26 protein-coding genes and 1 other annotated feature are annotated in these 23,940 nt (G+C 36.4%); of the genes, 15 read left to right on the top strand and 11 right to left on the bottom strand.

Features of this window, described 5'->3' with window-relative positions:
- Window positions 1–103 precede the first annotated feature (103 nt).
- Complete coding sequence (locus BMZ04_RS12240; protein ID WP_093270632.1) at window positions 104–475, bottom strand: VOC family protein; 372 nt, start codon at window positions 473–475, stop codon at window positions 104–106.
- 215 nt (window positions 476–690) lie between these two features.
- Between BMZ04_RS12240 and BMZ04_RS12235 the strand changes: the two genes are divergently transcribed.
- From BMZ04_RS12235 to BMZ04_RS12220, 4 genes are all read left to right on the top strand, one after another.
- A complete protein-coding gene (locus BMZ04_RS12235) occupies window positions 691–1,059 on the top strand; it encodes a DUF1801 domain-containing protein (protein ID WP_093270629.1) in 369 nt (122 codons plus the stop codon).
- A gap of 49 nt (window positions 1,060–1,108) precedes the next feature.
- Window positions 1,109–1,326, top strand: a binding site (T-box leader).
- Between the two features lie 47 nt (window positions 1,327–1,373).
- Window positions 1,374–2,813: a proline--tRNA ligase gene (gene proS / locus BMZ04_RS12230; RefSeq protein WP_093270626.1), complete on the top strand. Its 1,440-nt coding sequence runs from the start codon at window positions 1,374–1,376 to the stop codon at window positions 2,811–2,813.
- Between the two features lie 128 nt (window positions 2,814–2,941).
- Window positions 2,942–3,454: an RNA polymerase sigma factor gene (locus BMZ04_RS12225; RefSeq protein WP_093270623.1), complete on the top strand. Its 513-nt coding sequence runs from the start codon at window positions 2,942–2,944 to the stop codon at window positions 3,452–3,454.
- Window positions 3,441–4,316, top strand: coding sequence for a hypothetical protein (locus BMZ04_RS12220; protein WP_093270620.1), 876 nt, complete (start codon window positions 3,441–3,443; stop codon window positions 4,314–4,316). The genes BMZ04_RS12225 and BMZ04_RS12220 overlap by 14 nt, the downstream gene beginning before the upstream one ends.
- A gap of 217 nt (window positions 4,317–4,533) precedes the next feature.
- On the opposite strand, the gene BMZ04_RS12215 is transcribed toward BMZ04_RS12220, so the two are convergent.
- The 3 genes from BMZ04_RS12215 to BMZ04_RS12205 form a co-directional block, all read right to left on the bottom strand.
- Window positions 4,534–5,568, bottom strand: coding sequence for an ATP-grasp domain-containing protein (locus BMZ04_RS12215; protein ID WP_093270617.1), 1,035 nt, complete (start codon window positions 5,566–5,568; stop codon window positions 4,534–4,536).
- Window positions 5,569–5,834: 266 nt separating this feature from the next.
- Complete coding sequence (locus BMZ04_RS12210) at window positions 5,835–6,350, bottom strand: hypothetical protein (protein WP_093270614.1); 516 nt, start codon at window positions 6,348–6,350, stop codon at window positions 5,835–5,837.
- Window positions 6,351–6,353: 3 nt separating this feature from the next.
- Window positions 6,354–7,043, bottom strand: coding sequence for a B3/B4 domain-containing protein (locus tag BMZ04_RS12205; protein ID WP_093270611.1), 690 nt, complete (start codon window positions 7,041–7,043; stop codon window positions 6,354–6,356).
- Between the two features lie 56 nt (window positions 7,044–7,099).
- On the opposite strand from BMZ04_RS12205, the gene queG reads away from it, so the two are divergent.
- The 4 genes from queG to BMZ04_RS12185 all read left to right on the top strand — a co-directional run bounded on the left by queG (window position 7,100) and on the right by BMZ04_RS12185 (window position 10,072).
- A complete protein-coding gene (gene queG / locus BMZ04_RS12200; protein ID WP_093270608.1) occupies window positions 7,100–8,239 on the top strand; it encodes a tRNA epoxyqueuosine(34) reductase QueG in 1,140 nt (379 codons plus the stop codon).
- Window positions 8,240–8,248: 9 nt separating this feature from the next.
- Window positions 8,249–8,725 carry a tRNA (uridine(34)/cytosine(34)/5-carboxymethylaminomethyluridine(34)-2'-O)-methyltransferase TrmL gene (gene trmL, locus BMZ04_RS12195; RefSeq protein WP_177184424.1) on the top strand — a complete coding sequence of 159 codons (477 nt, stop codon included), beginning with the start codon at window positions 8,249–8,251 and terminating at the stop codon, window positions 8,723–8,725.
- 300 nt (window positions 8,726–9,025) lie between these two features.
- Entirely contained in the window at window positions 9,026–9,208 is a 183-nt protein-coding gene (locus BMZ04_RS12190) for a hypothetical protein (protein ID WP_093270605.1), read from the top strand.
- Window positions 9,209–9,247: 39 nt separating this feature from the next.
- Window positions 9,248–10,072, top strand: coding sequence for an aldo/keto reductase (locus tag BMZ04_RS12185; RefSeq protein WP_093270602.1), 825 nt, complete (start codon window positions 9,248–9,250; stop codon window positions 10,070–10,072).
- Window positions 10,073–10,106: 34 nt separating this feature from the next.
- Here BMZ04_RS12185 and BMZ04_RS12180 read toward each other — a convergent pair whose 3' ends face one another.
- The 5 genes from BMZ04_RS12180 to BMZ04_RS12160 form a co-directional block, all read right to left on the bottom strand.
- The gene (locus BMZ04_RS12180; protein ID WP_093270599.1) at window positions 10,107–10,682 is read right to left on the bottom strand and encodes a hypothetical protein; all 576 of its coding nucleotides are present in this window, start codon (window positions 10,680–10,682) and stop codon (window positions 10,107–10,109) included.
- 370 nt (window positions 10,683–11,052) lie between these two features.
- A complete protein-coding gene (locus tag BMZ04_RS12175; protein WP_369802661.1) occupies window positions 11,053–11,403 on the bottom strand; it encodes an HIT family protein in 351 nt (116 codons plus the stop codon).
- 29 nt (window positions 11,404–11,432) lie between these two features.
- Window positions 11,433–12,281 carry an RluA family pseudouridine synthase gene (locus tag BMZ04_RS12170; RefSeq protein WP_093270593.1) on the bottom strand — a complete coding sequence of 283 codons (849 nt, stop codon included), beginning with the start codon at window positions 12,279–12,281 and terminating at the stop codon, window positions 11,433–11,435.
- A 51-nt stretch (window positions 12,282–12,332) separates the two neighbouring features.
- Window positions 12,333–12,803 carry a thioredoxin family protein gene (locus tag BMZ04_RS12165; RefSeq protein WP_093270590.1) on the bottom strand — a complete coding sequence of 157 codons (471 nt, stop codon included), beginning with the start codon at window positions 12,801–12,803 and terminating at the stop codon, window positions 12,333–12,335.
- A 2-nt stretch (window positions 12,804–12,805) separates the two neighbouring features.
- Window positions 12,806–13,231, bottom strand: a complete 426-nt coding sequence (locus BMZ04_RS12160; protein ID WP_093270587.1) for a disulfide formation protein C — start codon at window positions 13,229–13,231, stop codon at window positions 12,806–12,808.
- 369 nt (window positions 13,232–13,600) lie between these two features.
- Between BMZ04_RS12160 and BMZ04_RS12155 the strand changes: the two genes are divergently transcribed.
- The 6 genes from BMZ04_RS12155 (at window position 13,601) to BMZ04_RS12130 (ending at window position 19,732) form a co-directional block, all read left to right on the top strand.
- On the top strand, window positions 13,601–15,142 hold the full coding sequence (locus BMZ04_RS12155) for a carbon-nitrogen hydrolase family protein (protein ID WP_093270584.1): 1,542 nt from the start codon (window positions 13,601–13,603) through the stop codon (window positions 15,140–15,142).
- Between the two features lie 18 nt (window positions 15,143–15,160).
- On the top strand, window positions 15,161–16,882 hold the full coding sequence (locus tag BMZ04_RS12150) for a phospho-sugar mutase (RefSeq protein ID WP_093270578.1): 1,722 nt from the start codon (window positions 15,161–15,163) through the stop codon (window positions 16,880–16,882).
- Between the two features lie 152 nt (window positions 16,883–17,034).
- A complete protein-coding gene (locus BMZ04_RS12145; RefSeq protein WP_093270575.1) occupies window positions 17,035–17,211 on the top strand; it encodes a Zn-dependent hydrolase in 177 nt (58 codons plus the stop codon).
- Window positions 17,195–17,773, top strand: coding sequence for a Fic/DOC family protein (locus BMZ04_RS12140; protein ID WP_093270573.1), 579 nt, complete (start codon window positions 17,195–17,197; stop codon window positions 17,771–17,773). The genes BMZ04_RS12145 and BMZ04_RS12140 overlap by 17 nt, the downstream gene beginning before the upstream one ends.
- A gap of 184 nt (window positions 17,774–17,957) precedes the next feature.
- The gene (locus BMZ04_RS12135) at window positions 17,958–19,073 is read left to right on the top strand and encodes a GAF domain-containing sensor histidine kinase (protein ID WP_093270570.1); all 1,116 of its coding nucleotides are present in this window, start codon (window positions 17,958–17,960) and stop codon (window positions 19,071–19,073) included.
- Between the two features lie 11 nt (window positions 19,074–19,084).
- Window positions 19,085–19,732, top strand: coding sequence for a response regulator transcription factor (locus tag BMZ04_RS12130; protein WP_093270567.1), 648 nt, complete (start codon window positions 19,085–19,087; stop codon window positions 19,730–19,732).
- Window positions 19,733–20,084: 352 nt separating this feature from the next.
- Here the strand turns inward: BMZ04_RS12130 and BMZ04_RS12125 are convergent, their stop codons facing one another.
- The gene (locus tag BMZ04_RS12125) at window positions 20,085–20,960 is read right to left on the bottom strand and encodes a cation diffusion facilitator family transporter (RefSeq protein ID WP_093270564.1); all 876 of its coding nucleotides are present in this window, start codon (window positions 20,958–20,960) and stop codon (window positions 20,085–20,087) included.
- Between the two features lie 81 nt (window positions 20,961–21,041).
- Window positions 21,042–22,364 (bottom strand): hemolysin family protein, encoded by a 1,323-nt coding sequence (locus tag BMZ04_RS12120; protein WP_093270720.1) that lies wholly within the window; start codon window positions 22,362–22,364, stop codon window positions 21,042–21,044.
- A 233-nt stretch (window positions 22,365–22,597) separates the two neighbouring features.
- Here BMZ04_RS12120 and chrA point away from each other — a divergent pair, with 233 nt between their 5' ends.
- Window positions 22,598–23,761, top strand: coding sequence for a chromate efflux transporter (gene chrA / locus BMZ04_RS12115; RefSeq protein WP_093270561.1), 1,164 nt, complete (start codon window positions 22,598–22,600; stop codon window positions 23,759–23,761).
- Window positions 23,762–23,940: the final 179 nt, after the last annotated feature.

The raw sequence follows: 23,940 nt of genomic DNA, 5'->3' as shown, positions 1-23,940 counted from the left end.
AATTCGTTTAAATAAAAATAAAATCCTCGTAAATGTTGCGAAATGAACATTTACGAGGATTTTTAGTTTTTTGAGAAAAAATGTTTTATGTAGCCAATTATTTTTAGCGGTGTTGATCTAGAAGAATTTGATTCCCGTCTGGATCTTCAATTGTAAAATGTGCGGGTCCTTCATTTGTTTCATCAGCTTCAGTCAACATTTTCATTCCTTTTGCTTTAAGCTGTTTTTGAATTTCTCGAATGTCCGTAAACGAATCGAGATTCTCCGCATTTTGATTCCATCCTGGATTAAAGGTTAGAATATTCTTTTCAAACATTCCTTGGAATAAGCCAATAACGCAATTTTCATTCTTCAAAATAAGCCAATTTTGACTGATGTCTCCACCAAAAACTTGAAATCCGATGTTTTCGTAGAATGCTTTAGATCTATGAATGTCTTTTACATTTAAACTTACTGAAAATGCACCTAAATTCATGTTTTCTCCTCCACTTTTACAAAATATTCAGTTAATTATTTTCTGTAAAATAATCAATTTGATTTAAGTATAAATGAGGAATTTGAAACGTACAACCATTATCTCGATGATAGCATCCGCTAAAGTTTTGTATAAACAAGGACTTCCATATGGCATAATTGAAGTTAATACTGAAAGATCCTCAAGTGTTTAAAAACAATGGAAGGTGATAATTAATGTATGAAAATGTAAGGACAGTTGAAGTGGTTGATCAGTACATTTTGGATTTGCCAGATGATATTCAAAACATTACAACCAAATTAAGAAAGATTATTCTTAATTCTTCTCCCAAACTTAAAGAAGAGTACAAATGGTCTATGCCGAATTACGCTTATAATGGATTAGTATGCTATTTGCAAGCATCCAAAAAACATGTGAATCTTGGTTTTCAAAGAGGAAATGAACTACTTGAAAAGGACACGAACAAATTATTACAAGGAACAGGCAAAACAATGAGACATATTAGAATAAAAAACATGGAAGATATTCAATCAGGAGCTTTTACTTCATTAATCAAAGAAGCACTTGCATTGAATGAGAATTAACCATTAAGCAATTGTATTAAATTCATCTATTTGGTATATTATTAAGTATATACAATCTTTGATGTGGCCAAGTAAATAAGAATTGTGAAACAGAAAATATAGCAGCTTGCTGAGAGCTATATCACCGCTTCTTGTTGAAACCTACCACGGAGATGTTATGCAAACATAACCGAGTCGTTTTCGTTAACAAACGTATTAGAGGGCTAAAAGTAATTTTAGCTAAACTAAGGTGGTACCACGTCTATTCAGCACAAAGACGTCCTTTCATAAGGACAGCTTTGTGCTTTTTTGAATTATTTAAGGAGGATTTTATAATGACGAACCAACAACAAAATGATTTTTCAAAATGGTATATCGACACAATTCAAAAGGCAGATTTAATGGATTACACACCAGTTCGTGGGTGTATTGCTTTTAAACCAGACGGCTTTGAAATTTGGGAGCACATTCAAGAGGAAATGAACAGACGTTTTAAAGAAACAGGTCATCGTAATGCTTATTTCCCTATGCTAATTCCGGAATCTTTCTTCCAAAAAGAGAAGGACCATATTGAAGGGTTCGCTCCAGAGCTTCCTTGGGTAACAGAGGCAGCTGGTGAAAAATTGGAAGAACGTCTAGCGTTACGTCCTACATCAGAAACGATGATTGGTCATTTGTATTCGGATTGGATTAAGAGTTACCGTGATCTGCCAGTTCTTATTAACCAATGGGCAAATGTGTTCCGTTGGGAAAAGAAAACTCTTCCATTTATCCGTACTTCTGAATTTTTATGGCAAGAAGGACATACAGCTCATGTGGATGAAGAAGAAGCACGTCAAGAAACAATGCAGATGCTTAACATCTATAAAGAGGTGGTAGAGGAGCTTTTAGCCATCCCTGTATACGATGGTCAAAAAACACCTTCAGAACGTTTTGCAGGGGCTGTAGATACGTATTCAATTGAAGCTATGATGAAAGATGGGAAAGCTGTTCAAGCTGGTACATCTCATTACCTTGGAACAAAGTTTGCAGAAGCATTTGATATTAAATATTTAAATAAAGAAAATAAACATCAGCATGTTCATACAACGTCTTGGGGAACGTCTACTCGATTAATCGGTTCGGTTATTATGGTACACGGTGACGAGCAAGGGCTTGTATTGCCACCACGTGTTGCTCCAACTCAGGTAGTGCTAATTCCAGTAGGTCCATGGAAGAAGAACCCGGCAATAATGGAAAAATTAGATGAGCTTTATGCAGCATTAAAAGCAAAAGGTGTTCGTGTTCGTCTTGATGATTCAGATCAATCTCCTGGCTATAAATTTAATGAGTGGGAGTTAAAAGGTGTTCCAGTTCGTATTGAATTAGGACCTCGTGATTTAGAAAACAACCAAGCACTATTAAAAGCACGCGATGAAGCAGATAAAGTATCTGTAGATATTCCTAATTTAATGGAGCGCATTGAAGAAGAATTAACTACAATGCAAACACGCTTACTTGAAAAAGCTCGTGCATTCCGTGATGAGAACTCACATACAAATGTGGATTCCCTAGAGCAGTTAAAGCAACATCTTACTGACTCAACTGAAAAAGGAGAAATCCCAGGTTGGGTTCTTGCAGGATGGTGTGGGGATGATGCTTGTGAAGAAAACGTGAAGAATGAAACGAAATTTACAACACGTAATATTCCATTCAATCCACCAGCTGAAAAATCTACTTGTATTAACTGTGGAAAAGAGTCGAAGCATACTGTATGGTTCGGAAGAGCTTACTAATTAAAAAGTAGAAACAATTATAGAAAATCAACCATTGATTGTTTAATGGTTGATTTTTTATTTTTTCAACATTTCATGTAAGATAAATGAAATGCATTCGTCTAATTATTAGGGGAAGGGGGGATCTCTTGGAGAGAAGCTGGATTGAAAAATGGTTTGAGTTATATGAAAGAGATATTACTAGCTTTCTAATATACTATACTGGATCATTGGACATTGAAGATCTTGTACAAGAAACATTTCTACGTGCATGGAGCAACATAAAAAAGTACAACGAGAGCGCCCATCCAAAAACATGGCTCATATCCATCGCTAGAAATATGGTAATCGATCATTATCGAAGAGATCGAGTCTGGAGCAAAATTAAGAATACGTTATTACACGAGAAGAGTTTTTCTATTAATACGGAACAACATATAATTCTAAATCAAGAAAACAGCCATTTATACAATGCAATTAGTAAGCTTCCATCAACTAATAAAGAAGTTATCATTCTTAAAGGGATTTTGGAGATGTCGTCCAAAGAAGTTAGCCGTATTATGAAAAGTAATGAGAATAATATAAATGTGATGTATCATCGCTCCTTAAAAAAACTGAAGACACTCATGGAAAAGGAGGGATATGAATATGGAGAATTATAAGGAACTGCAAAATCGATTGAAAAACCTACCTAAATATTCTCTTGAGAACGAACAAAAAGAGAAATTTTTATATACGTTAAGATCTAAGCAGAATCCACGTAAGAAACCAGTCTTTTTAACACCAATTCTTACGATCATAGGCATATGCTCTATTCTTTTCATTCTTTTTTTAACGCAAGAAAATTATTACAAATTAAGTGCACAGCAAGGAACAGTTTTTACATTACCAGACAGAAATCAAGAAGTACTTGGAGTTGAAGGTAAGATAGGAATTCTTGTTTTTAATGAACAATTTGTTGCAGAAGACGGGAGAAGAGGAGCAAAGCTAATGCTTTACTTCTGGGGAGATGAGCATGCGCTTGTGGACAAAAATTTCCGGGTAGAAGCGGAAAATACAAAAAGAGTAAAAGTTAAGTTAACAGAAGGAGTTCTTTCAAGTGGCCTTTATAGTGAGGATGCTCATACATTAACTAGCTTTATTCCGTTCCCATCAGAAGGGGTATGGCAGTTATCGTTTTATGTGGAGGATGTGCTATTCGAATCTTTTACAGTTAATGTCTTCCCACCATTCCCTAAATCGGAACACTATACAATGGTTGACTCTCCAAGGGAAATTCCAATCGGTGAAGCATATGAAGTATATTTACAAAGCACAATTGGGGATAAGGAAATAATCGAGGTGAAGTTACTTGATAAAAAAGGGAATGAAGTAGAAAACACCATTTTTAAGCAGGAAAGTAGCGTAATAGATGGTGGAGGGGGAGGAACAATCTATTATTACACGGGCAAACTTACATGGAAGAATCACGGAACGTGGAAGCTCCTAATTGATGGAGAAGAAACAGGTCTTTTTGAGAATTGAATAAATTTCATGAATAACAATAATAACAGTGGTATTCTTTTTACGCATGCTCTCACCTCCAATATGTTTAAAAATGCTCCTTCCCAGAAGTGGAAATGAGCATTTTTAGCATATGAATATTCAAGGTAATAAAAAAGGTACTTTATAATGCTTGGAAATACTTTTCATAGTGTTAATTTAATCGTGTTGTATTGGTTTTTACTCCGATTATTGAAGTTTAAGATAAAACGACAGATTGTTCTATATGAGTTGCTTTCACATCATATTTAATTGAAAATGGTTCTATTTTGCCTCCAAGTAATAGCTTAACTGCATAATATGGAATATTAATACCTGCCAGGCAACTAATGTGTAATCCTCCACTCATTCGAGGGTTAATTTCCAATAGTTTAGGAATGCCATCTTTATATCTGACTTGAATATTGAAAACAAAAGGAATTTTATATTGTTTAGCTATTTTCTCGGCAATTTCTATTAGTTCTTCATTGTACTCAATTTCTCGTATACGACCATTCCCTTTCTTTCTAGGAATAGCAACGTTTAATGTTCCGTCTGCTCCAGCTAAACAATCAATACTATATTCATAGCCATCTAGATATTCTAATACCATTAAATCTGGAAAACGTTCTTGTGTTTGCAATACTTTATAAACTGTTTCAAAAGAGATCTTTTGGGAAGAAGCAGTGTTAAATAAGAAAGGAATAGTATCTGAAATATCATCAATAATACGGAATCCACTTGCTCCTTCTCCTACTATTGGTTTAATACATAGTTTCGTATTATCTTTACTTAATTCATCATAAGCCTGTTTGAAGCCATCCGCATCGTTTACAATTCGGTAGGAAGGGATATGAACTATAAAATGACCTTCTTTTTCAATATTCTCTAAGGAACGATACATAGCTGCTTTATCATCCATCAGTTTCATTAATTCACCGATAGGACATACTAAAACTTTAACACCAATCTCTTCAAACTTGTTTAAGTTCTGTGCAATGAGGACATTTTCTTTTCGAGGAACAAATACATGAATATTATTTTGCAAACAGTACTTTAAACAGAATTGAAGATATTCTTCCCCACCAATATCAGGTTCTGTTCCAGATACATCACAATTTTTAAAATATACAGTATCTGGGTTAGGGTGTGTACCGTAAATAACAAACTCTTGTTGATCTGGGTTATGTCGAATCATATCCATATAATGTGCTACAGTTGAAAACCATCTATTGAACCAAATATTAATCGCCATGCCAATTCCCCATTTTCTATGTATAATTTTAGGATAATTCAAGACCATTATGTTTTAAAGAACGCTCCTCCACAAAAAAGTGGTAGGAGCGTTTTTCATAGTAGGAAATCGGGAAACACACTAATTGGTTATCGTTTGCAATTGCAAATAGGTAGTCATTAGTTATTGGTCACAAAGTGAAAGGTTAGAGGTCATTGGTTTGTCTAATTCAATTTGAGAGTGATTTCCTAACTATGCCTTGGTAAGGAGTCTCACCTTACCAAGGATTACGCATATTTTTCATCATCAAAATTGATGGTAATGGAATAATTTTTTGCGTTTATATTTCCGGATAACTTATTTGCATCTTTTTCATATTGAAGAGCCTTCAAACGATAATTTTCCGGTTCGAATAAAGCGACTTGTACATATGTAGTGCCATCACCATAACCGTATTGTACTACTTGTTTTTCAGCTGCCCCTAGCTGTTTATAAATTCTCGCTTGGGCACGCATTTGTGTAGCTAGTTCGATTGCTTCAACAATTGTGTATTCTTTATCCTTAAACGAAACGGTATGTTGAACATTTGCTTCATAAATGAGTTTGTCGAGCGTTCTAATATCTTTTCTTGTTTCGGTCAATTCCAAGTCTACATTTGCTACATTTCGAGGACCTACTTCTGGAACGCTGTCTTTTTCAATTACTGTATATGCAACTCGCATTATTTCCTCTTCCAGTTCATGAACTCTTTTTAGTAATATACTTTTTAGCTTAACAGCTTCAGCTAGCGTGATATTAGACATGAATCAGTTCCTCCATTCTTTATTTTCATTAGATAATACTGTAGAGTTTACATCTCCACCATGTATTTGATGGAACATATCGCTTATTGAATTTAGTAGCTTTTCTCCTTCTTCCTTACCTATGGAAGGGCGAAGAAAAACGACTTGTATTGCTTCAGTAGTATTTTCTGTAACGGCAGTTCTTATTGAATCCACAAAAGGACTTCCAAATGCTCCAGTTGCATCATGAAGGACAACGATATTTTTTAGTACATTTTCTCGTCCATTCAATCCTTTATATTCGGAGTTTTCCGTTCCGAGGGAGATGGTAATATCTTCTTGTATTTTGTTACTGTCGTAAATGCCAAATGGCAGTTCATATTGTATTGAGAAGAAGTTATTTAAATCTACTGCAGAATGTATAGGTGTGATATAATTTTGTTTTGAAATTCTTCGATATAACGCTTCAGCTGAGTGGCGGTATCTGTTAGGATCAGCCCCAAACTTTTTCCACAAAGCTCGCCATTCTTTTATGCCTTCAAATTCTGTAACTTTTTTCTCTTCCATTTCAAAGAAAAGCTGTTCTTGAAATAATTGGAGACGACCTTTAAGCATTTGAGGAGAAGAAGAAACGACAATTTTGGTATAATGAATAATGCCTATTTTAAAGTTAGGTTCAATTTGCAATAAAGAATCATCTAATGTAATAATCATAGCAACCATCCTTACAACTATTTTCTTAAGTGTATCATAAAGAAAGGAGATCAAACGTGAATATTATTCAGTTTCAACAACAACTAATAGAATACGCAGCGAGCATAGGAATTGATAAAATTGGATTTACGTCTGCTTCTCCATTTAAAGAATTGAAAAATAGATTAGTGCGCCAACAAGAGTTAGGATATGCATCGGGTTTTGAAGAACCGGATATTGAAAAAAGAACGCAACCACAGCTCTTGCTATCTGAAGCAGAGAGTATTATTTCGATTGCCATAGCATACCCATCGAAAATGAAAGATGCTCCGAAAAGTATAAAAGGTGCACGACGTGGAATCTTCGCGAGAGCTTCTTGGGGAATGGATTATCACACCGTTTTACGAGAGAAGCTTGCCCTTTTAGAGTTATATATATTAACGCATATACCGCATGCAAGTCTGCGTTCTATGGTAGACACCGGTGAGTTGTCGGATCGTGCCGTTGCAGAACGTGCTGGAATCGGATGGAGTGCGAAAAACTGTGCGATTATTACCCCTGAATTTGGTTCCTATGTGTATTTAGGGGAGATGATTACGTCTATTCCGTTTGCACCGAGTGAGCAAATGGAGGATCAATGTGGGGATTGCAGGCTTTGTTTAGATATTTGTCCAACAGGAGCTTTAATTGAAGGTGGACAGTTAAATGCGCAGCGTTGTATAGCATTTATCACACAGACCAAAACGAAGGTGCCAGATGAGTTTCGAGCTAAAATAGGGAATCGAGTTTATGGCTGCGACACTTGCCAAACAATTTGTCCGAAAAATAAAGGAATAGCGAATTTGCATCAAGAAGCATTTACACCAGATCCAGAGCTTGTGAAACCGCTCCTTCTGCCATTATTGAATATGACAAATCGTACGTTTAAAGAAACTTATGGACATATGTCTGGTGCATGGAGAGGGAAAAATCCGATTCAGCGAAATGCAATATTGGCGCTTGCACACTTTAAAGAAGTATCTGCTGTACCTACACTGATAGAGCTTATGGAGAATGATGCTCGTCCAGTTATAAGAGGAACAGCAGCTTGGGCAATCGGAAAGATTAATACAGACGAAGGTCTAACTGCATTGAAAAAAGCGGAGCAGACAGAAAAAGTAGAAGAAGTACTGGAAGAAATTAAAAAAGGCTTAGAGTTTTATACAATCGAGAAATAGGAAGTGGAAATGTTGAGTATTAATATCGTATTATATCAACCAGAAATCCCTGCAAACACAGGGAATATTGCTAGAACTTGCGCAGGAACAGGGGCAAAATTACATTTAATTAGACCACTTGGATTTTCAACAGATGACAAAATGCTAAAACGAGCTGGGTTAGACTATTGGGAGCATGTAGATATTACGTATTATGATGGGTTAGATGAGTTTTTTGAGGCACATCCAGATTCTGAATACTATTTGATCACTAAGTTTGGAGCAAAGCCACACACGACCTATAACTTTAGTGACGCGGAGAAAGATCATTTCTTTATTTTTGGGCGTGAAACAAAAGGATTGCCGCGCGAACTGATTGATGCTCATCCAGACCGAGCGCTTAGAATCCCAATGAATGATAATATTCGTTCACTAAATTTATCAAACACGGCTGCAATTTTAATATATGAAGCGTTAAGACAACAAGATTATCCTAATCTACACTAAAAAACGGACGAGCCTATAAAGGCATCGTCCGTTTTACATATTTTCTTATTTTTTAGCTGCACCTGGTTTATCATCGTATCCTGCAGTGAAGATGGCAGAAAGGAATGCTACACAAACGCCAAGAACTAGGATTAATCTCATATTAAGCGCCTCCTCCAGTATATTCTGTAATAAGTATACCCTACTTTAGGCTAAAAAGAAATATTGCTAAACTTGAATTTTAAGACGAAAATCGTTCACCTAAAGAGTTGCATCTGCCACATAATTCTACTAGGATAAAGAAAAGGAGTGATTTTTTAAATGAGTAATTTGAAAAATGGTCCAGAAAACGGTTCAATGGCAACAAATATGGAAGAGGTAAAGCAACTAGGAAAACAAATGGAGAAGCTTCGTGATGATAACGAACTCGAAAAAGATCATCGAGTATCTGACCCAGCGCAATCAGACGATACTTCTTCTATGAAACAAAGGAAAAACGACTGATTTTTTCAGTCGTTTTCTTTTAAAGAAAGGATGAGGGACATGGAATTACATATGGATTCAACAAAACAATTAGCAAATGGCGTAGAGATGCCACGTATTGGTTTAGGGGTTTACAAAATGACCGAACCTGATATTGCTTTGCAAGCAATATCCACTGCACTAGATAATGGCTATCGTCATATTGACACGGCTTCTCTTTATGCAAACGAGAAAGAAGTCGGAGAAGCAGTTCGTAATTCTAAGCTTGCAAGAGAGGATATTTTCATCACAACAAAAGTGTGGAATACAGATCAAGGATACGATCAAACACTAAAAGCTTTTGAAAAATCACTCGAGCTTCTTGGGTTAGATTATGTAGATTTGTACTTAACCCATTGGCCAGTAAAAGAAACGTTCGTTGACACATACCGCGCAATCGAGCGTTTATATGAAGAAAAACTAATTCGGGCAACGGGTGTTTCTAATCACCACCAACAACATCTAGAAACAATTGCAGCAAAAGCCAATATACAACCGATGGTCAATCAGATTGAATGTCACCCAAAATTATCGCAAGTGGATCTTAGAAATTATTGTGCAGAAAAAGGGATTGCCATTACTTCTTGGTCACCACTAGCAAGAGGCGGACTACTTGATGAACCTACTTTAAAAAGTATTAGTGCAAAATATGGTAAGTCAACAGCACAAGTAATTATTCGCTGGCACTTGCAGAATGATTTAATCGTTATTCCAAAATCAGTGACACCTGCTAGAATAATAGAAAATGCAGAGTTATTTGATTTTGAATTATCATTTGAAGATATAAAACAAATCGATGCACTAAATTTAGATGAAAGAACCGGCATGGATCCGGACACATTTTAGTTTTGATAAGGAGCAAGAGTCACATGAATTATTTCTATTTATGGGATTTACCTTTCTCTTCCTCTATATGTTTCATTTGTTCCTGATATTCTTTTTCTACTCCAGTTGTTGTCGGGATAAAAGGTTCCTGACAATAATCGGTTCGTTTACCGTGTCGGAATATTTCATAAATAATCATTCCATTGTTAGGCATACCATTTAATGTTTTCATAGGAACCAAATCAAATAGAACATAATAAAACGCATAAAAAATTAAACGTTCCCAAAAAGTCTGATGTTCTTGCAGAATTCCATTCGCTAAAAGCGCATTAAGGATTAATGCAAGTAAGAGATTAACGAGAATAGGTCCAGCGTAAATACAGATATAAGCAAACTTACTTTTTCTTTTTATAGCATCATAAGAAAACCAACTGTATAGATGATAATATTTTCGAACGTCAAAAATTCCTATTTTAATAATCCGAGGACCTGATCCGATGGTAAGCCTTGGGTTCTCAACACCAATTATTTTACTAACTATTAAGTAACCAGTTTCCCTCAAAAATACAACAATGGGCAAGATGATGAAAGCCGAAACAATTAACGATAGTAAATCTGAAAATCCGAACAAGTATATCGCTTCCCTCTTAATAATGACAATGCACTATTTAACTAATACCCGAGGTGAAAGAAATAAATCATGTAATCATTTTTCAGATACAGATTTAAACTATAAAAGAAAAAGTATCGGACGTGCCAATACTTTTTCTTTTTGTGAAATTGATATTTGGTTTGAACAATTGAGACTTGCACCTATGTGGAGTTTGAACTACCTCCAACTGAACAAGTAGATCCCGATGTGACATTTGTTAAAGATGAGGAGCTTATGCAGGCGGTTGAAAGTGCAAAGAAAGAATTATATTTATAAACAAATAAAAATCAGTATCAGAGGGTAATAGTTCTGATACTGATTTTTTGGGTCTATTATTTTAGAAAGTGTACTATACTCGTTTATTTTTAGTATCCTTTATCCAATATCTAATCCCTTTACCAGCGAAAGGTTCATCCTTAAAACGAGGAATTACATGAAGATGTGCATGCATAATATGTTGACCACCAGCGGGCTGACTATTCCATCCTACATTATAACCATCAGGATTATAGCGTTCATCCAATAGAGTCTTCACTTCCTGTAAAAGCGAAAATGTCGAGTTCCACTCATCTTCCGTTAAGTCAAACAAGTTTTCACGATGTACGATAGGCACAATAAGACCAGATCCTATTAAAACTTCTTGTGGTACTTGAAGGAACATACAATTTTCATTTTTCAAAATAATTTCTTGTTCTTCCATAAATCCGATATGACAAAACGGGCAACTCTTCATCGTCTATCTTCTACCACAATCATTTCCCCCGTTATCGGGTGAGCGAATTGCACTTTAAATGCATGCAATTCATATGTTTTCGTCGGTGTTTTTTTAGCTCCATACAGATCATCCCCAACGATGGGGTGGCCTAAATCAGCAAAATGTACACGGATTTGATGGGTGCGACCTGTTTCTAAAATAGCATGTACCTTTGTATATTGGTCATGTCTGCCGACCACTTCATAATGTGTAATAGCTTGTTGACCTGACGGCGATACACGCTTTCTCGTAGGGTGGTGACGATCATTTCCAATTGCAGCGCGGATAGTACCATGTTGATTTTTCACTTGACCTTCTACAATTGCCTCGTATGTGCGAATGATTGTTTTATTTTCAAGCATGCGATCGAGCATACCTTTGACTATTGGATTTTTCGCTACAACGACTAAACCTTTCGTGCCTTCATCAATTCGGTGAACATGTTCACCATAACTTTGGCCTTTACTTGATAAATAGTGGGATACGGTATTCATAAATGTATGATTTTGCCCGTCATCGTTAGGATGAGTTGCAACACCACGAGGTTTGGACGCTATTAATAAGTACTCATCCTCATATGCAACATATAATGGAATTTGAGCGGAAGGAAGATAATTGGATGCCTCTCCTTCCCATTTAAAAACGAGTATGTCCCCTTTTTTGTTTGGTAATTTCCATTGTAAAAGTTCTCCACTAGTATCACTTACTGCCTTTTGCATACGTAAATCATGGATCAGCTTTTTACCTAGCTTCCATTTGTCTTGTAAAATTGCTTCAATCGTCAGTCCATCTTCTGGTACAGTATACGTTAAAGTATGTAACATTCTTCCTTCTCCTTTAAAAAAGGCCATGTCTATATGACACGACCTTTCTAGTTATTTCAATACAACTTGATCAAAAAACGCTTGAATATTTTCATCCGGTTGTGCACCGACCATTCTAGCTACTTCTTTTCCATCTTTAAAATAAATAGTTGTCGGTGTAGCCTCGATTAAATAATCTTGCCAACCTTGTTCATACTCAAGAACATTATATTTTACGATATCCACTTTATTTTCCTCTGCGAGTGGCGTTAGTCTTGGTGTCATTTCTTGACAGTGCACACATTCTGGGCTGAAGAAGTAAGCTGTAACAGGCTCACCGCTATCAATTTTCTTTTTTAGATCATCTGGAAGGATGATATTTTGATAGTTAGGGTCTTTTATTAAATCGATTGTAGATTGGCTTAAGTCTTCTTTGTCATAAGGGTTATCCGTTAATGCTTGTTTATTTTTTTGGCTATTCAATACGAAAATTAATACGAAAACTAAGACAATAATTCCGCCGAATATAGCTAATTTCTTCATAATTATTTTTCCTCCTTCATACTTCTTAAAATCATTACACTGCTAACTGCGATTAAAATAAATGCAATGAGTGCTAAAAATGGAATCGTAATAAATCCTAAATAATTTATGTACTCACCGGTACAAGGCACTCTACCACAAGCTGGAGCAGAATCTTGCATAAAGTCTAACTTTTGAATGCTATAATGGTATGCGGAAATACAAGCTCCAATAATGGAAAAAGCAAGAGAAGTAACTGCAATTTTTGCATTTTTTTGGACGTATGCAATTCCTACTATCACTACGAGTGGATACATAAGTATGCGTTGATACCAGCATAATTCACAAGGCTCGTACTGCCTTATTTCTGAAAAATATAACGAACCAAGTGTTGCAGTAAAAGCTACTACCCACATAAATAACATTAAATTTTCTACTTTTTTTGTCATAGGCTTCTCCTTTTTAAAAATTAAGAAAGTAAAACTTTTCTATTCTGTATCGATTCAGCTCCAGCGCCTAGCCCCTCGGGGTCAAATGGGAACAAAAGCGTTTGTGGTGGCTGGGGGGAGCTGCCTCCAGGCCCCGCACGAACGGGTCATGCAGTCGTTGCGAAATGTTCTTTTATTTTGCGACGAGCTTTGCGCAGGAGCACCACGATGTCTCGAACTTAGACTGTATTCCTCTTACATAGGCGCTTGCGCTTTTCTTATAAACTCCATTCAAAGTATACGGGTTCTTTGAAAACATGTAAAATATTTTAACTGCGAGGAAAAGAGTTATATAATAGAAATTAGTGAAAAGTTTGAGGAGTGGATATTATGTCGGAAGAATTTGATCTATCCCAATTTGAAAAAAGTATGGTTATAAGGCAAACGACTTTTTCTGATATTGAATCTATTTTAGAAATACAGCGTATTTGCTTTCCAGGAATGGACCCTTGGGAAGTAGCACATTTACGGAGTCATTTAACGATATTTCCAGAAGGTCAATTAGTAGCGGAATTGGACGGGAAAGTGATTGGTTCATGCTCAAGTCTAATCATTAACTTTGATGAGTACGATGACCGTCACTCTTGGTCTGACGTAACAGACGCAGGTTATATTACGAATCATAATCCGGATGGATATAATTTATACGGAATCGAAGTAATGGTTCATCCTGAATATAGAAGGATGAAAGTCGGTCAACGTCTGTATGAAGGTCGAAAAGATATTGCTAGGCAGTTCAATTTAAAATCTATTATTATTGGTGGTCGCATCCCAAATTATCATAAACATGCAAACGAGATGTCACCGAGGGAATATGTAACGGCTGTTTCTCGTCATAAAATATACGATCCAGTATTAACCTTCCAGTTGATGAACGGCTTCACTTTAATGCGGATCAACCCTAACTATTTACCTGACGATAAAGCATCTGCAAAATATGCGACTTTAATGGAATGGAATAACGTAGATTATATCCCACTATCGAAGCGACATTTTAAAACTAGCTATCCAGTGCGAATTTGTGCAGTGCAGTATATGATGCGTAAAATTAGTTCCTTTGAAGAATTTGCTCATCAATGTGAGTACTTTGTAGATGTCGCTTCAGATGCACAATCTGATTTCGTCGTATTTCCGGAAATTTTCACGACACAGCTGATGTCTTTTTTAGACGAATCCTCTCCGAGTCAGGCAGTTCGTAAATTAACGCAATACACTCCACAGTACATGGAATTGTTTGCAGATTTATCTGTACGCTACAATATTAATATCATTGCTGGTTCTCACTTTGTAGAAGAAGAGAATGAAGAAATATATAATATTGCGTATTTATTTCACCGAGATGGTGCGATTGATAAGCAGTATAAAATCCATATTACACCAAACGAACGCAAATGGTGGGGCATTAGTGCGGGAGATTCCGTACAAGTATTTGACACTGATTGTGGAAAAATTGCGATTCAAATTTGTTACGATATCGAATTCCCAGAGCTTGCGCGAATTGCAACAGATATGGGAGCAAATATTATTTTTACGCCGTTCTGTACGGAGGATCGCCAAGGGTACTTACGTGTTCGCTATTGCGCACAAGCACGCGCAGTTGAAAATCAAATTTATACGGTTGTTTCAGGTACAGTAGGAAACTTACCACAAACCGAAAATATGGATATCCAATATGCACAATCTGCCATTTTTGCTCCATCTGATTTTGAATTTGCGAGAGACGGTATTGTAGGCGAAACAGAACCAAATGTTGAAATGGTTTTAATAGGAGATGTCGATTTAGAAATACTGAGACGACAACGACAAGACGGAACAGTTAAGCATTTAAAAGATCGTCGACATGATGTCTATGGTATAGATTATAAAAAATGAGGAATGGGTGTTTAACGAATGTCTTATAAACAATTGTTCGAACAATGGAATGATTTTGCTGAGTTGGAATCTGTTTGGAAAGAAGACCTGCATCTGTTAGCGAAAGATGAAAAACGCTTGGAAGATGCTTTTTATCGCGATCTAGAATTTGGTACAGGTGGAATGCGAGGAGAAATAGGAGCTGGGACGAATCGTATGAATACATATACGATTCGTAAAGCTACTACAGGACTTGCGGCTTATATTAAGACTGCTGGAGTAGATGCGATGAAACGTGGTGTAGTTATTGCATATGATAGTCGTAGATTTTCTCCGGAATTCGCAAACGAAGCAGCGAATACACTAGCTTCTAATGGTATTCAAGCTTATTTGTATAATGATCCTAGAACGACGCCACAGCTGTCATTTTCAGTGCGTAAACTAAATGCATTTATGGGAATTGTGGTTACTGCAAGCCATAATCCTCCGGAATATAATGGTTACAAAGTATACGGAGAAGACGGAGCCCAGCTAAATTTACAAGATGCAGATGCCGTTATTCATTACGTTACAGACGCTGGTGATGCACTTCAAATAACACAAAATGCTTTTAATGATCGCTTAGTTACATATTTAGACGAAGACATGGATAGCGCTTATATTAATGAATTAAAAACCGTGCAAGAAAATCCTACATTAGCTTCAACTACCGATTTAAAAGTAGTATTCACTCCGCTACACGGTGCGTCTGGAAAGACAGTGAAACGAATTTTAAGCGAAGTTGGATACGAGCATATACATTATGTAGAAGAGCAAATGGAACCAAATGGTGAGTTTCCTACAGTAAAATCGCCAAATCCAGAAGAACAGAGCGCTTTTGAATATGCAATTCGTTATGGGGAAAAACACGATGCAGATATTCTAGTTGCTGCGGATCCAGACGGAGACCGAGTTGGGCTAGCGGTGAAAACAGTAGAAGGATACAAATTGTTAACTGGCAATCAAACCGGTGCAATTTTAATCGAGTACTTATTAACACAGCGAAAAGAAAAAGGGACTATGCCCGCAAACGGTCGTGTGTTTAAAACGATAGTAACTTCTGATTTTGGAAGAGTGATTGCCGAATATTATGGAGCAAGTACGGAAGATGTGTTAACTGGCTTTAAATTTATAGGTGAAAAGATTAAACAATATGAAGAAACGAAAGAATACGAGTTTTTGTTTGGCTATGAAGAAAGCTATGGTTATTTAATCAAAAGCTTTGCGCGTGACAAAGATGCAATTCAAAGTGTGTTAGCAATTATAGAAGCTGCAGCTTTCTATAAAGAAAAAGGCATGACACTGTTAGACGTTTTATATGCTTTATACGAGCGACATGGATATTATTTAGAAGGACTTGTATCTGTTACGAAAAAAGGAGTAAGTGGAGCGAATGCCATTAAAAACTTACTAGAACAAGTTCGTATCAATCAGTTAACCGAAGTTGCAGGCATCGAAATTTCGTCCCAGGAAGATTATTCGACGTCCCTTCGAACATTTACGGATGGTCGGAAAGCGGAGCCTATTTTATTACCGAAATCGAATGTGTTAAAATACTTCCTTGCCGATGGCTCCTGGGTTTGTGTTCGACCAAGTGGAACGGAGCCGAAAATAAAATATTATTTCGGTGTAACCAGCGGGTCAGAAGCAGAAAGTATTACAAAATTAGAACTTCTAAAAGAAGCTTTCTCAACTGAAATGAATAAGTATTTAGAGGATTAAACAAGGGGAGCGCTTGAGGCTAGTGGATACCCATTACCTTGACTAAAGTAAATGCTTTTTTACGAAGAGCTAGCGCAGGAAGATGTAGTTGTATAAGTGGAAAAATCCTGTTGAAACGCTTATAATTAAAGGTATAGAGAGGGGACATTTCCATGAAGCAAATTCAATTGAATTCTCCTGAGTTTGATCGTGTACTAAAAAATATGCAGCTTGAAAATTTATATTTAAGTCATTCTCTTCAGCTAAAGGCTATCGAAATCGTCAATTCCGGTAAGATAATAACGCCGACTTTGATCAAGGAAGCCTTGGCAAATGGCAAAGTACAATGAATTTAACAATGATGACTATTTATTAAAAACAAATCTTTTAGATATAAACGATTTTGATGAGTTAGAACAAGCCGAAGCTTTTACTTTTTCTATTCGTGCAGCTCAAATTGAACAGGGTGCGTATAAAATAACTGCTTTTTCAAAAAAGGATTTTGTCGATCTTCATTATCAACTTTTTCAGGATATTTACAGTTTTGCTGGTCAATTTCGAAAGGTGCAACTGATGAAGGGTACAACACGATTTTGCCAAGTGCAGTTTTTAGATGCATATGCTTCTGATCTATTCAATCAATTACAAAACGAACCTGCCTGGGATTCCCTAGTACTTGCTGCCAAAAGATTGGCTTATTTTAAGTCTGAGCTGAATATGCTACATCCATTTCGTGAAGGGAACGGACGCACCACTCGTATTTTTCTACAAGAATATACACAATCAAAAGGGTTCTTTTGGAACTACAACAAAATAGATCGCAATGATTACATGCAAGCAATGATTCGTTCAGTGACGAGTGAAGACTTACTTGAGAATCTATTCCTAAAAACTTTAATACGTGTTAATTAGATAGCACGAATATATATCCAAATTAAAAACCAGTCCTTTGATATTGCAAAGGGGCTGGTTTTTATTTGGTATTGATACTGAGGAAGGAAATTTATCAGTCAAAAGTATGAAGCTATGTAGATACTGTGAGGTTCGATTAAATGATATGATGGAAAGTAAGAGAACCTAAGGTGGAGGAGTTTACATGCAGTTAAATGAACTCTCAAATATTGAATTATTGAAAGAAATAGCAGAATTTCTAAACGAAGAAACCGAAATGGAGAAAATGCTTCAGGGTGCACTTCGAAAGTTATTAGAAGGAACGTTATTCGAGACCGGTTGGATATTTTTTATCAACGAAAAAGGAAAACAAGAATTAATCGCCCATGAAAATTTGCCGAATGCATTACAACAAAATAATTGTAGACATTTGCAAAAAGGCGGTTGCTGGTGTGTTTCGAGATTTCAAAATAGCGAGTTAGACAAGGCTTCTAATATCATTGAGTGTAAAAGAATTGTCCATTCTAGAAGGAGTAGCAGCAAAGATTATAATAATATCACACATCATGCAACAGTTCCTTTGCAGTCCGGACAAGAGAGATTTGGTCTCTTAAATGTTGCAACGCCAAACACGATTCGTTTTTCAGAAGGAGAACTTGCATTATTAGAGTCTGTTGCTTTTCAAATAGGATCCGCGATTAAGCGGATTTTACTTACGAAACAAGAGCAGCAAGTAGCACTTGTACAGGAAAGAAATCGACTCGCACGTGATTTACATGATTCGGTCAATCAATTACTATTTTCCGTCACATTAACTGCAAGAGGCGGTATAGAAATGACGGAGCAACAAGACGTAAAGGACACATTTAAAGAAATCCAATATTTAACGCAAGAAGCTTTAACTGAAATGAGAGCACTTATATGGCAGCTTCGTCCGAAAGGGTTAGAGAATGGAATAATAGAGGGTCTTAAAGGATATGGAGATATATTAGGGCTAACGCTGAATGTGACTGTAAAAGGAGTCATTAATTTACCTGTTAAAATTGAAGAAACTTTGTTCCGAATCGCGCAAGAAGCAATGAATAATGTACGGAAGCATTCAGGCGTCCTACAAGCAGAGCTATATTTAACCATTACTTCGACAGACGTATTGCTAGTCATAAAAGATGAAGGACGTGGATTTCATATGAATGAATTGAACAGCCTCAGGTCATTAGGTTTGCAGAGTATGAGAGATAGAGCATATTCAGTTAGTGGAACAGTAGATTGGGTAACCGAATGGGATAAAGGAACGGAGATATTAGTCCGTTTACCGTATTAGGGGGGATAGAAATGATACGAGTATTAATCGCCGACGACCATCATGTAGTTAGAAGAGGTTTAATGTTCTTTTTAAAAACGCAAAAAGATATGGATATAGTAGGTGAGGCCTCGAATGGTAAAGAAGCGGTGGAACTGACTGCTACTTTAAAGCCTGATATTGTATTAATGGATCTTGTGATGCCAGAAATGGATGGCATTCAAGCTACAAAGCGTATTAAAGCAAAATATCCACAAATTCAAATTTTAATGCTTACGAGTTTTTCTGATAGAGATCACGTTATCCCAGCCTTGAAAGCTGGAGCTGCAGGATACCAATTAAAAGATATAGAACCTGATGACTTGGCTGAAGCTATCCGCAAATTAATGCGCGGAGAAAATACACTGCATCCAGAAGCCACTTCTCAGCTTCAAAAAGAAGTAGAAGTCTTGCCCCTTTCGCCACATGAGGAACATCCTTTAACTCCCAGAGAGCAGGATGTTTTGTCAGAGCTAACAAAAGGAAAAAGCAATCGGGAAATAGCATCATCCTTATTTGTAACGGAAAAAACAGTGAAAACGCATATATCGAATATATTCGTTAAGTTACAAGTCCAAGATCGAACCCAAGCTGCGCTATATGCAGTGAAACACGGACTCACAGAACCAAGTGGGCAATAAAGGGAAAAGGAAGTTCGCAAAGCTATTGCGAACTTCCTTTTTAGAAAGATAAGAAAGTATAAACTTTTTTACTCAGTATCAATTCAGCTCGTAGCAGAAGAGCGTGCCTGACTGGGGCAGACATAGGCGTTTGCACATTTCTTGAAGAATAAGAATGTATATAAGTTTCCATTCCCTATATCCAATGTTTCAGATATTTTGGAGGAAAAGATCAATTAGGTTTTGTACTTAGACGGTGCTAGCACTTTTCTTAATGTGAAAAATGAGGAATCAATCGAACTTCAAGGTGAAAAATCGATCAATCATAGTCAATAATCGATCAATGACGACCGAAAATCGATCAATCAATTACTCACTCTTTCCCTAAATGAGGCTCAATATGTACGAGCACTACGGAAAAAGGCTTTACTTTCATAATTCGTTGCTCAATTTCTTCTGTTATTCGGTGACTATCAATTACGTTAAGATTGGGATCTACCGTAACAGTTAAATCGACAAACATTAAATTACCATGCATTCTACCTTTAAAATCTTTTAACGTTTCTACACCTTGTACGCGGTTTACAACAGTAGATAATGCCTCCGCCTCTTCAACATTGAATCCATCCGATAATGTATAAGCAGCTTCATGAAAAATAGTATAAGCCGTATAAATTATAATGAATCCTACTATTAATGCAGTAATACCATCTAAAATAGGAAAACCAAAAATCGATCCTAATATCCCGATTGTTGCGCCTATACTAACTAATGCATCTGAACGATTGTCATATGCAGCTGCTTTTAACGCTGCACTATTAATACGAGTAGCTAATTTTAAGTTGTATTTATACACAACATACATGGCAATTGCACTAATGAGTCCAACAACTGCAGTTAAAATAGAGGGGGTTTGTTGTACTGGATTTGTTATATGTTGTATCGCTTGAATAATTACTTGAATTCCGATCGACGCCATAATAAAAGCAGCAATTAAAGATGCAATAGTTTCTGCACGTAAATGACCATATTGATGATGATCATCTGGTGGTTTTTGTGAAATTCGAAGTCCGATTAGGATAGCAATAGATGCAATAATATCTGTGAAGTTATTTAATCCATCTGCTTTTAACGCTTCAGAAGAACCGAGAAAACCCGCACTAAGTTTAAAAGTACTTAACAGTAAGTAAATACTAATACTAATCCAAGCTCCTTTTTCCCCTTCACGTAAATTTGTATATAGCTCCAAAGTGTTTCCTCTTTTCAACATTTTATTGCATACGAAAACGACCCTCAATTTGAGAGTCGTTTTACATTATTGCATCATTTTTTATTGTTCTTCCGATATTTCTTCTAAATCATCATTTAATGGAGTGGCTTTAATAATTTCCAAGTATTGAATATGATGGCCATCAATATCTTTTATCATGAAATCATATCCTTGTTCGACAATATTTTCACCTTTAACGGCTTCAAAGCTCTTTGTCATGAACCAACCACCAATTGTATCGATATCTTCTTCATCGATATTAATGCCAAGGAGCTCATTGACATTTTCAATTAACATTTTTGCATCGATGATAAAATGATGTTCTTCAATCTTTTGAACTTCTGGAAGTTCATCTGTGTCAAATTCATCGCGAATATCACCAACGATTTCTTCAATGATATCTTCAATTGTAACAAGACCAGAGGTACCGCCATATTCATCCATTAGGATGGCCATATGAATACGTTCTCTTTGAATTTTAAGCAATAAATCAGCAATCGGCATATTTTCAATCACCCGAATAATTGGCTGCATATAGTCAATTACTGGAGTAGATGCATTTGCAGGATCTTTAATATAGGCTGTTAATAAGTTTTTCATATTAACAAGTCCAATTATATGGTCTTTGTCACCATCAGTGACAGGATATCTTGTATATTGTTCCACACCTATTAACTCAAATACTTCGTTTAGTGTTAAATCTTTTTCAATCGAAATAATTTCCGTTCGTGGAACCATAATTTCTTTTGCAATACGATCATCAAATTCAAAAATCTTATTTACATATTTATATTCGGCTTGGTTTATCTCTCCACCTTTAAAGCTGTCAGAAAGAATCATACGAAGCTCTTCTTCTGAATGGGCCACTTCCGAGTCTGATACGGCTTTTAAACCAAACACTCTTGTAGCTAAAAATCGCGCGGACCCATTCATCCCGTGAATAACCGGGTACATTAGGCGGTCAAAAATCATCAGCGGTTTTGCAACGGCCAATGTAATTTCTTCCGACTTTTGAATTGCCATTGTTTTAGGTGTTAGTTCCCCAACAACTACATGTATAAATGTTACAAGAGAAAATGCAATAATAAATGAAAGGACGGAGGTAACACTCTCCGGTAGGACAAAATACTCGAAAACTGGATGTAATATCGCTTCTATTGTCGGTTCTCCAAGCCACCCTAAACCTAGGGCAGTAATGGTGATCCCGAGCTGACACGCAGATAAATATTCATCCAAATTAGAGACGACTTTTTTGGCATTTATTGCCCTAGTGTTTCCTTCAGCGATCAGCTGATCAATTCTTGTCGTTCTTACTTTTACAATTGCAAATTCACTAGCAACGAAAAATGCAGTGAATGCGATTAAGACAGCAAATGCTGTCAATCGTATGGCTATTTCCAAATAATTACTTTATCCCTAACCCAAATGAGGGGTAGAACAAAGTATACACCTCCTGTTTTCTAAAAAATAGTTTATACGTTTAATAATAAAATATATAAAAGGAAAATACAAATCTTTCTTCTCGCTAAGAACAAATTTCTATAGTAATTTTACATAAACTTATTAATCGAATATCCCCCAAAATGCGATAATAGTAGCTATATAGATTGGAGGACTTGCATTTGAAAAACAAATATATTGAAATAATAAAGGCTTCTACGAAATTAGGGTTAACTTCCTTTGGGGGTCCGGCTGCACATATAGGATACTTTCGGGAAGAGTACGTACAAAAAAGAAAATGGTTAGATGACAAAATGTATGCGGACATTGTAGCACTTTGTCAATTCTTACCTGGTCCTGCATCTTCACAAGTTGGCATATCAATCGGTTTGTTAAGAGGAGGTATATTAGGTGGAATTCTTTCTTGGATCGGCTTCACACTACCCTCCGTAATTTTGTTAATGTTATTTGCAACTTTAGTTACGACTACTGGGTCATTTGATAGCGGCTGGATTCAAGGTTTAAAGATTGTTGCTGTCGCAGTTGTTGCACATGCACTACTTGGTATGCAAAAATCGCTAGCGCCTGATAAGGTGCGAATTTCTATTGCAGTAGCTTGTGCTATTTTAACTATGCTTATTCCTACTGCGATTGGTCAAATTAGCATCATTGTTGTTGCAGGGGTTTTTGGCTATCTATTTTACAGAAAAGAAACGGTGAATCCTGCTCCTAATATAGCACTCACCTTTGGAAAAAAGACAGGAATAATAAGTTGGATTTTGTTTCTAGGACTACTAATATTATTACCAATTTTCAAACCATTTTTCCAATCAGTTTATTATTCTATTTTTGATACGTATTATAGAGTTGGGTCGATTGTGTTCGGGGGTGGGCATGTCGTATTACCAATGCTTGAGCGAGAAGTGGAAATCGCTCCGGATGTTTTCCTTGCTGGATACGGAGCTGCTCAAGCAGTTCCAGGGCCTTTATTTACATTAGCAGGCTATTTGGGGCAAGTGGCTGCAGGAATCCCTGGTGCTATTGTGGCGGTCATTGCGATGTTTTTGCCGTCTTTTTTATTAGTAATTGGTACTTTGCCGTTTTGGTCTTTTATTAGATCAAAAAAAGGAGTTCAAGCCGCTTTAAAAGGGGTCAATGCGGCTGTAGTGGGAATTCTTCTTGCGGCATTATATGATCCCGTGTTTACGAGTGCAGTAACTAGTACGACTGATTTTATTATTGTATTAATTACATTTACGTTATTAGTCGTGTATAAATGGGCACCGATAAAAGTAGTATTAATAAGTGTGCTCCTAGGTGCAATCATGCACATTGTTTAATTTTATTCAGTAGTGGTTCACAAACCACTGTTCCTGCCGCTTTGAACGAAGAGAAGCAGAAGCATTTAAGGGTGAAACGTATTTGATTATTCAAAAAGTATTGACAACGGAAATTTCCGTATGCTAATGTTAAGGGACACTAAATAAATGGAAATGGAGGTATGAAAAATGATTCGTTT

The sequence above is a fragment of the Psychrobacillus sp. OK032 genome, from assembly GCF_900111345.1.
GTDB lineage: Bacteria > Bacillota > Bacilli > Bacillales_A > Planococcaceae > Psychrobacillus.
Note: the sequence above shows the minus strand (reverse complement) of the source record. Positions and strands in the feature narration are given on the sequence as shown.